The organism is Mycobacterium sp. IDUB_28, assembly GCF_055419285.1.
In genome coordinates this window covers 1-6,539 of sequence record NZ_JBVAXK010000029.1, presented here as the reverse complement: position 1 = coordinate 6,539, position 6,539 = coordinate 1, and the positions used below count along the sequence as shown (strand labels likewise).

General features: G+C 61.0%; 5 protein-coding genes. 2 read left to right on the top strand and 3 right to left on the bottom strand.

Annotated elements, in window-relative coordinates:
* Nucleotides 1-37 precede the first annotated feature (37 nt).
* Nucleotides 38-235, bottom strand: coding sequence for a hypothetical protein (locus ACZYZ9_RS26380; RefSeq protein WP_463829101.1), 198 nt, complete (start codon nucleotides 233-235; stop codon nucleotides 38-40).
* Nucleotides 236-354: 119 nt separating this feature from the next.
* On the opposite strand from ACZYZ9_RS26380, the gene ACZYZ9_RS26375 reads away from it, so the two are divergent.
* Nucleotides 355-1,758, top strand: a complete 1,404-nt coding sequence (locus tag ACZYZ9_RS26375) for a hypothetical protein (RefSeq protein WP_463829100.1) — start codon at nucleotides 355-357, stop codon at nucleotides 1,756-1,758.
* Nucleotides 1,751-2,245, top strand: a complete 495-nt coding sequence (locus ACZYZ9_RS26370; RefSeq protein ID WP_463829099.1) for a hypothetical protein — start codon at nucleotides 1,751-1,753, stop codon at nucleotides 2,243-2,245. Before ACZYZ9_RS26375 ends, ACZYZ9_RS26370 begins: the two co-directional genes overlap by 8 nt.
* A gap of 342 nt (nucleotides 2,246-2,587) precedes the next feature.
* Here ACZYZ9_RS26370 and ACZYZ9_RS26365 read toward each other — a convergent pair whose 3' ends face one another.
* Nucleotides 2,588-4,939, bottom strand: coding sequence for a hypothetical protein (locus ACZYZ9_RS26365; protein WP_463829098.1), 2,352 nt, complete (start codon nucleotides 4,937-4,939; stop codon nucleotides 2,588-2,590).
* A 776-nt stretch (nucleotides 4,940-5,715) separates the two neighbouring features.
* Nucleotides 5,716-6,539, bottom strand: an 824-nt coding sequence (locus ACZYZ9_RS26360) for a hypothetical protein (protein ID WP_463829097.1), incomplete at its 5' end; no start/stop codon positions are given.

The following is a 6,539-nucleotide window of genomic DNA, read 5'->3' as shown; positions in this document are numbered from 1 at the left end:
CCGCGGCACTGACCGCCTGAACCATCACATCGAAGAATCACACAACGACGTCGTACACCACGTCCGTGGACTTGACCGCGAAGATCAGGGAGCCGTCGTTGCTGGCCGCGGGGTCGTCGGATACTCCGACGCTGGTGGCGGCGCGGCTGATGAGTGCTGAGACGCTTCCGGCATTGCGCAGTGCTGTGGCCGATCGGTTGTCGTCGGTTAGTGATCGGGTGGATCGGGCGCGCACTGCGTTTTCGGCTGCGGAGGCTGATCGGGCGGCGGTGATCACTGGCTCTGATGCGTCTGCGTCCTTGGCGCCGCCGACGATGCTGGTGTGATGACGATGTGTGAGGTGGGCCGGCGGTGGTGACCCGCAGTCAAATCGATGCGGCCAACCCGGAGTTGGTGCTGGCATTGATTGACTCGTGGCGGTCGACGGCGGCGGGCTGGGAGGCCGCGGCCAACGATTACGTGCACATGGCGGAACGCCCTGGCGGGCAATCGTGGTCCGGGCGTACCGCGGAGGCGACGATGACCATGGCCTACAGCGACCGCAAGACCATCGTCGGCGGGGCAGACGAGGTCATCAGCATGGCTGATCGCGCGTATCGGGGCATGACTGAGTCGGTGATGCCCAAGCTCAGCAACGTGCGAGCCATGATTGACAATGCGGAACGGCAAGGGTTCGTGGTCAATGATGATCTGTCGGTGTCGTGGACTCGGCCCTCGGGACTCAGCGATGCCAGCGCAGAGAAATACCAGCAGGCCACCGGGCAGTTCTCCCAGCAGATCAAAGCCGCCGCCAACGATTGGTGGGCTGCTGAGCAGTGGGTCGCCGAGCAGATGGATCGGGACCGGGGCGGGCTGCGGGCTCCGTTCAGCGCCGCGTCGGGGGGCCGGCGCGGTGGTGTGCAGCTCGTTGACCATCACGTTCCGTTGGCCCCTGGTGGCCCGTTGCCCGAGGACCCAGCACCGCCAGGCGGTGAGGGCGAGCAGGGTTCGGGTCGCGGTAGCGGACACGGCGAGGTGACGCCGGCCCCCGGCGGCATCGAGGGCGCTACCCCCGGCGGGGACCCCTACCCCGATGAGCTGGGTCCTCCGGTGCCGGGCACGACGCTGCCGAGAAAACCGGAACCACCGGGTTGGCAGCCGAAAGACCCTGGTGCCGGCCTCTTCGGCAGCTGGGAGCCGCGCTATCCCGATGATGCGATCCAATACACCGAAGCCAAAGCAGGGGCGTGGTGGAAGAGCGACGAGATCCCGCACGCAGCAAGGAATTTCAATCACTACTTCGATGTCACCGGAACGCCGCTACCGCAAGACGTCCGCCAGATGCTCCACGACATCCCCGAGTTCGAGGGCTTAGTCGATCGTCGTACGCAGCAACTTGGGGCGGAGGCTATTAGTCGTGCCCAGTTGTCCGGGGCAAGTGGTCCACTGACGTTTCCTGTCAACACTGTCTGGAACGGCGCCGCGGCCCATCAAAGCGGCGATGGACCCGAAAGGGACTGGTTCTATGCGCTGGGCAGCTTCGACTACAACCTCGCTGGCCAAATCACCGTTCACCCACCCACGGCCGAAGGTCATCCGTGGACCTACTCCTACGACGGCGATGTGAACGTCAGAGACCGGTACAACTGGGATCTAGGCAAGTCCACGAACATCGGTGGATCCACGGTCACCGACGCCGAAATGGCGCGTTTTCACCGCATCGGATGGGCACGTGAGTTCACCATGACTGGTAGCACCGGAATTCACCGACATGGCTAAACGATTCATCCTGGCTTACGCCCTGGCATTGAGTTGCACCACCCTCGCGACAGGATGCACCACCACGGTGCATCAACCCACCGCCGCCAGCACGACGAACAGTCCCTCGAATTTGTCTCCGCAGGACGACGCCCGTCGCGTCATGGCGGACTTCGGCATCGTATTGCCCACGGACGCTACGCAAATACAGGTCACTACACCGCCGCTGGGTGATTACCGCGCAAAAGCGGTGATCAGATTTCTCGCACCACGCGAGGAGGTGATGACTCAAACCTGCCAAAACGTCCAGTACAAGCATTTTGACTATCCGCCGATCATGGCGGACGGTCTTGTGGATGAGGTGCTTCGCCAGGCCGGCGTCTCGATAGACCGCTTAGATTTCCGATCCTGCGATCAATACCGAAGCGGCCGCAAGATTCTTGTGCTCATACCTCTTACTGAAAATCAACCCACATATGTGGTCCTCTACCACGCGCCCTATCGATAACCGAACCCAACAGGCGCGCCACTCTTTTCGACGCCCTGGCGATAGCAAAGATCGGGAGCCGTTAGGTAGGCGCACGAACTCGACTTCCGACATGGGCAGCGCAGTGCATATAGATGTCTTAAATTATCGTCGTCTGCCGGTTGCATGATTAACCTAGTTCTGAAATCCGCCGGCGGCAGCAGGAGCTGCAATGTCCTGTAGCGGCTGCTGGATCACCTTAACGGTTACACACCCCCGCCCTTTCGCCGTCGCCATCGTTTTGGACGCAACAGATCAGCCCAATTGACATCGGGTATGCGCCGTAGGGGGGCTTCGAGGCGAAGTGCGGATTGGGGGGCCTGCCTATCTGCTCGCTGCGGGATCGGCGCCCTGAGCCTGATCGTGATCCGGCCAGCGCCGCATGCCCGGGAGCTTCCATTGTGAGTAACCGTCCTCGACGCTTTGGCCATGTTGCGGAGGCAACATCCGTAGTGAGGGTAAGAATTCTGGGGGGGTGAAGTAGGTGGGAGCCGCCGACGGGGCGCTTGGCGGTCGCTCGCTCGGGCGCGCCGGGCGATCGAGGATCGCGAGATAAGCAGCGCGCGCCTGGTGATCGAGGAAGGCGAAGTACGCAGCACCACAGCCACCATCGCCGCCGGCGAAGGTGCCGTCATCGCCTGAGTCACCTGCACCGCCGGCACCAACAAAGCCGGTGATCTGGAAGACACCAGATTCGGTGGACTCGTCCGAAAGCCAAACAAGACCCTTTTGGAGCTCGCCCGCAAACCCGCCAGAACCGCCATAGCTGCCGTTGGGGTACCGGTCACTGAATCGGGCCCCGGGTCCGCCACCTGCGCCGGGCGCGCTGCCATCACCTCCCGGTGAGTTTTTCCCGGCGGCTCCGCCGACACCACCAGGGACAACAAAACCCTTTGGAAACAAATCCGGCGTGAAGCTGTCTGTGGACTGCCCTGCGGCCAAACTGGCACCGGGAAGATGGGCGTAATCAGTACTAATCCCCCCATACCCTCCCGCAGCGGAGTGCCCAGGCCCCCACGCCCGCGGCGGCACCCGTGCGGTCGTGGATCCACCGCGAGCTCCTCGCGGGACGAATCTCATGTGCCCGTTCTTGACGTAGGCGCCCCCGCCTCCCCCGCCACCGATCAGCACAAATAAGACCCCCGTCGTACCGGCGGGAACGGCAATTGTGTAGCCACCCGGACTTGTCACCGAAGCAACCCACGCAGCAGCAAACTGGCCAACAGTCGATTCGATCGGCCACGGCGAGGCCTCGACTGTCAACTCCGCAGGAGGCTCATAGCGTGGGCCCCGCCCCGGTGCCAGTGCCCTTGCCTTCCACAGTTTGCGTTGCAGGACGCGAAGAACCTCGATGGTGAACGCGTCGGCGCCGGCGATTGCATCCCATTCGACACCCGCTCCGAGGACTTCGCTGGCGAAGCACACCTCGGTCGCCAGAAGCGTCCGGGTCCAGTCGGCTTTAGACAACGGTTCCCCGCGATCTATCAGGGCTTTCAGACGGTCGGATTGGCCAAAAAGATCCTCGACGCTGTCAAAGCCGATCGCGATGGCCATCGCTTCTGTGCACCGCGCTCGTGGAGCGCGCCACTGCAGCAGGCCATGCGTCAGTAACCAGCGGTCGTCGGCGGTCAACGCGACGGCGACCAACTCGTCTTTGTTCGACACGGATTCTTCGTCGTCACCACGAGCGGCTTCTCTGGCGGCGAAGTCCGCGGGAGAACTGGTGCCCGGCCACCGTGCCAGCGCCCCTGCGCTGGCAAGTTTTCGTTGCAGGACACGAAGAATCTTGATGGTCCACATGTCACTGACCGCGACTATGTCCCAATCAACTCCTGCGCCGAGGACGTCGCTCGCCCAGCAGATCTCCGTCGCCAGAAGTGTCCGGGTCCAGTCGGTCCTGGATAAGGGTTGCCCGCGATCAATCAGGACCGTGAGACGGTCGAATTGCCGCCAGATGTCGTCGACGCTCTTAAAGCCCATCGCGATGGCCATCACCTCCGTGCAGTACGCCGGGCCGCCCCACTGCAGCAGCCCATGCCACAACAGGTGGGTCTCGTCTGCGGTCAACTCGACTGCGACCAACTCGTCGTTGTGCGGCACGGAATCGTCGTCGCCACCAGCGGTACCCGCAGTCGTCACCGAAACCGAGGGATCCGAAGCAGCGCGTTGAGCAGCCAGTTCGACAGCTTTCAAAATGCCCGTGATTTCTTGCTGCAGAGTACGGAATTCCTCTTCTTCTCCACCTGCAAAGAATTGAAGGTCCGCATACGGGGGGGCGTCGTCAGCGAAATAGTTGAGAATTTCACGTATCCCGGCATCGAACATTTGCAGCGCTGCGAGGCTCAAATCCCAGCGCACGGTCGAGGCGTCGATGTCAGCGATTTTCGTTGCCAACAGCAATTCGCTGGCCGTAGGCGATCCCAGGTCGTTCTTCGACCACGCCAAAGACTCCTGCTTACTGGCCAGACGCTGGGCGGCGTCCGGCTGATTTTCCGTCATCCACGCGAACGCGTAGCGAAAAAAGTGCGGCGGATAGCCCGTTCGTGGCACGAAAGCGTCATCACTTCTGATCGCTTCAAAGATCTGTCGGCACACGTCTCTCAGAAGCAGTGAATCCCTCAAACAGACATCAACGATGGCACCACCACCCGAGTCCGCTGCTGCTACGTAGATCATGCTGAATCACCTAACCACCGAGATCGCGAACGTTAACTAATTTGGGTTGACTCACTCAACCTATTATTTGATTCCCCCGTTTGAGCAGCCAGGTCGATTGCGGCTGTCGGCCACGGTCGGGGAGGGTTCAGTGCTCATCCCAGTTGCCCCACTTGAGACTCCTGCGCTTCCACCACGACCAGGATTGCCGTGCGCGTGCCTGTTCCTCGGTTACCGCACGAAAGCGGTCGTCGAGGCGAGTGACCTCCGCAGACAGCCTGTGAGCGCGCCGCCCACCATTGCGCACCAGACCCGCTAGCCGCGCGCGCGTCAGGCCCGTTGCCAGCACACCTCGGACATTTTTGCTCACACAACATGCAGCTAGCGCAGATCGGGCAGGGCATCCAGTGAGCTGCCGCCGCGCAGCGTTCCGTCCATTCGACATATCGTCGCCACCGATCGAGATAACGCAGAGCAGCGCCGTCTTTGCGGGGCTTGCGAGGCCGGTGCGGATTCATACGCGACGAGAGGCCGACGACCTTCCAGAAACAAAATTCATGTGAAGCGTCGTGACGTGACGCGGCCGATGCGTAGGTGTTCGAGCAGGCTCCGACTATACAACCGATCTCGAAGATCTGACAGAGTGAGCAATTTGCTCACGCCGCATGAACGCGCCGAGCGCATCACGCGTAGGCGACACGCCTGTCGTTGCTTAGACAGCGCTGCCGCTACCACTGTGCGGCAGGGTGGCCTTCAGCCCAATCGCCAAGTGGCTCTACCGGTTGTGACGGCGGTGCTCAAAGCCGCGAGCGGCCCCGGTGAGGCTTTGGACATTGGAGTCGTGAAGCGCTGGCGACTGGTGTAGCCCGCTCAACTAGCTCCAAGGTCTTGGCGATGGCACGCTTGGCGTCTATCTTTCGCGTGTCTCTTAAGTGCACCGCGTCGTTGCGCTTGTCAACCACAACCGATTTGAAATTGCGCGGCATCTTTCCCAATTTCAAATGGTCTACGACGTAGTGAGTTTTCTGCCCTAGCGTCAATTTGGCAAGTTGGACCAACTTACCTTCAATGTAGGTGTCCGACTTGCCTTGCTTTCCCAACTCATTCTTTACGATCTGAGCCAAGGCCAATTCGGCTGCGCTGCCAACGTCAATAAGTGCTCGGCGGTACTCGCCCGCTCTGTACAACGATTGCGCGTCACGTAGGAACAACCACTCATCCGGTGGCAATTCGTCGTTTCCAGCGTGAGCGAAGCTCGCTCTCAATTGCTCAGAGTTAACGACCCCGGTCACATCGGGCTTGAAAACCTTCAGCCCACTTTCTAAGCGTTCCTCCTTATTCAACGGAAAGAGCTGCAAACGAGTTCCGCTGTGCCACAACTGCCTAGCGGGTCCAATCTGCTTGATGTCCTGACCACTGAGAACTTCAATCCATGACGTCACTACGGTCCACCAGTCGTCAGCACGACGTTCCAATTTTCGGATCGCTTCAATGCTTTTAAGGTCGGTTGGTCGGAGAATAACGCTGACGCTGATTGACGTCAAACTAGCCCGGATGTTTCGCGGGGTTGACGTGGCGGCCTGATCGGTTCGGATTGCGGTTTTCGATCTTGATTTTCGAC

Excerpts from the sequence above, each read along its gene's own strand:
- ACZYZ9_RS26370 (WP_463829099.1), top strand. The coding sequence starts at position 1,751 with ATGGCTAAACGATTCATCCTGGCTTACGCCCTGGCATTGAGTTGCACC.
- ACZYZ9_RS26365 (WP_463829098.1), bottom strand. The coding sequence starts at position 4,939 with ATGATCTACGTAGCAGCAGCGGACTCGGGTGGTGGTGCCATCGTTGAT.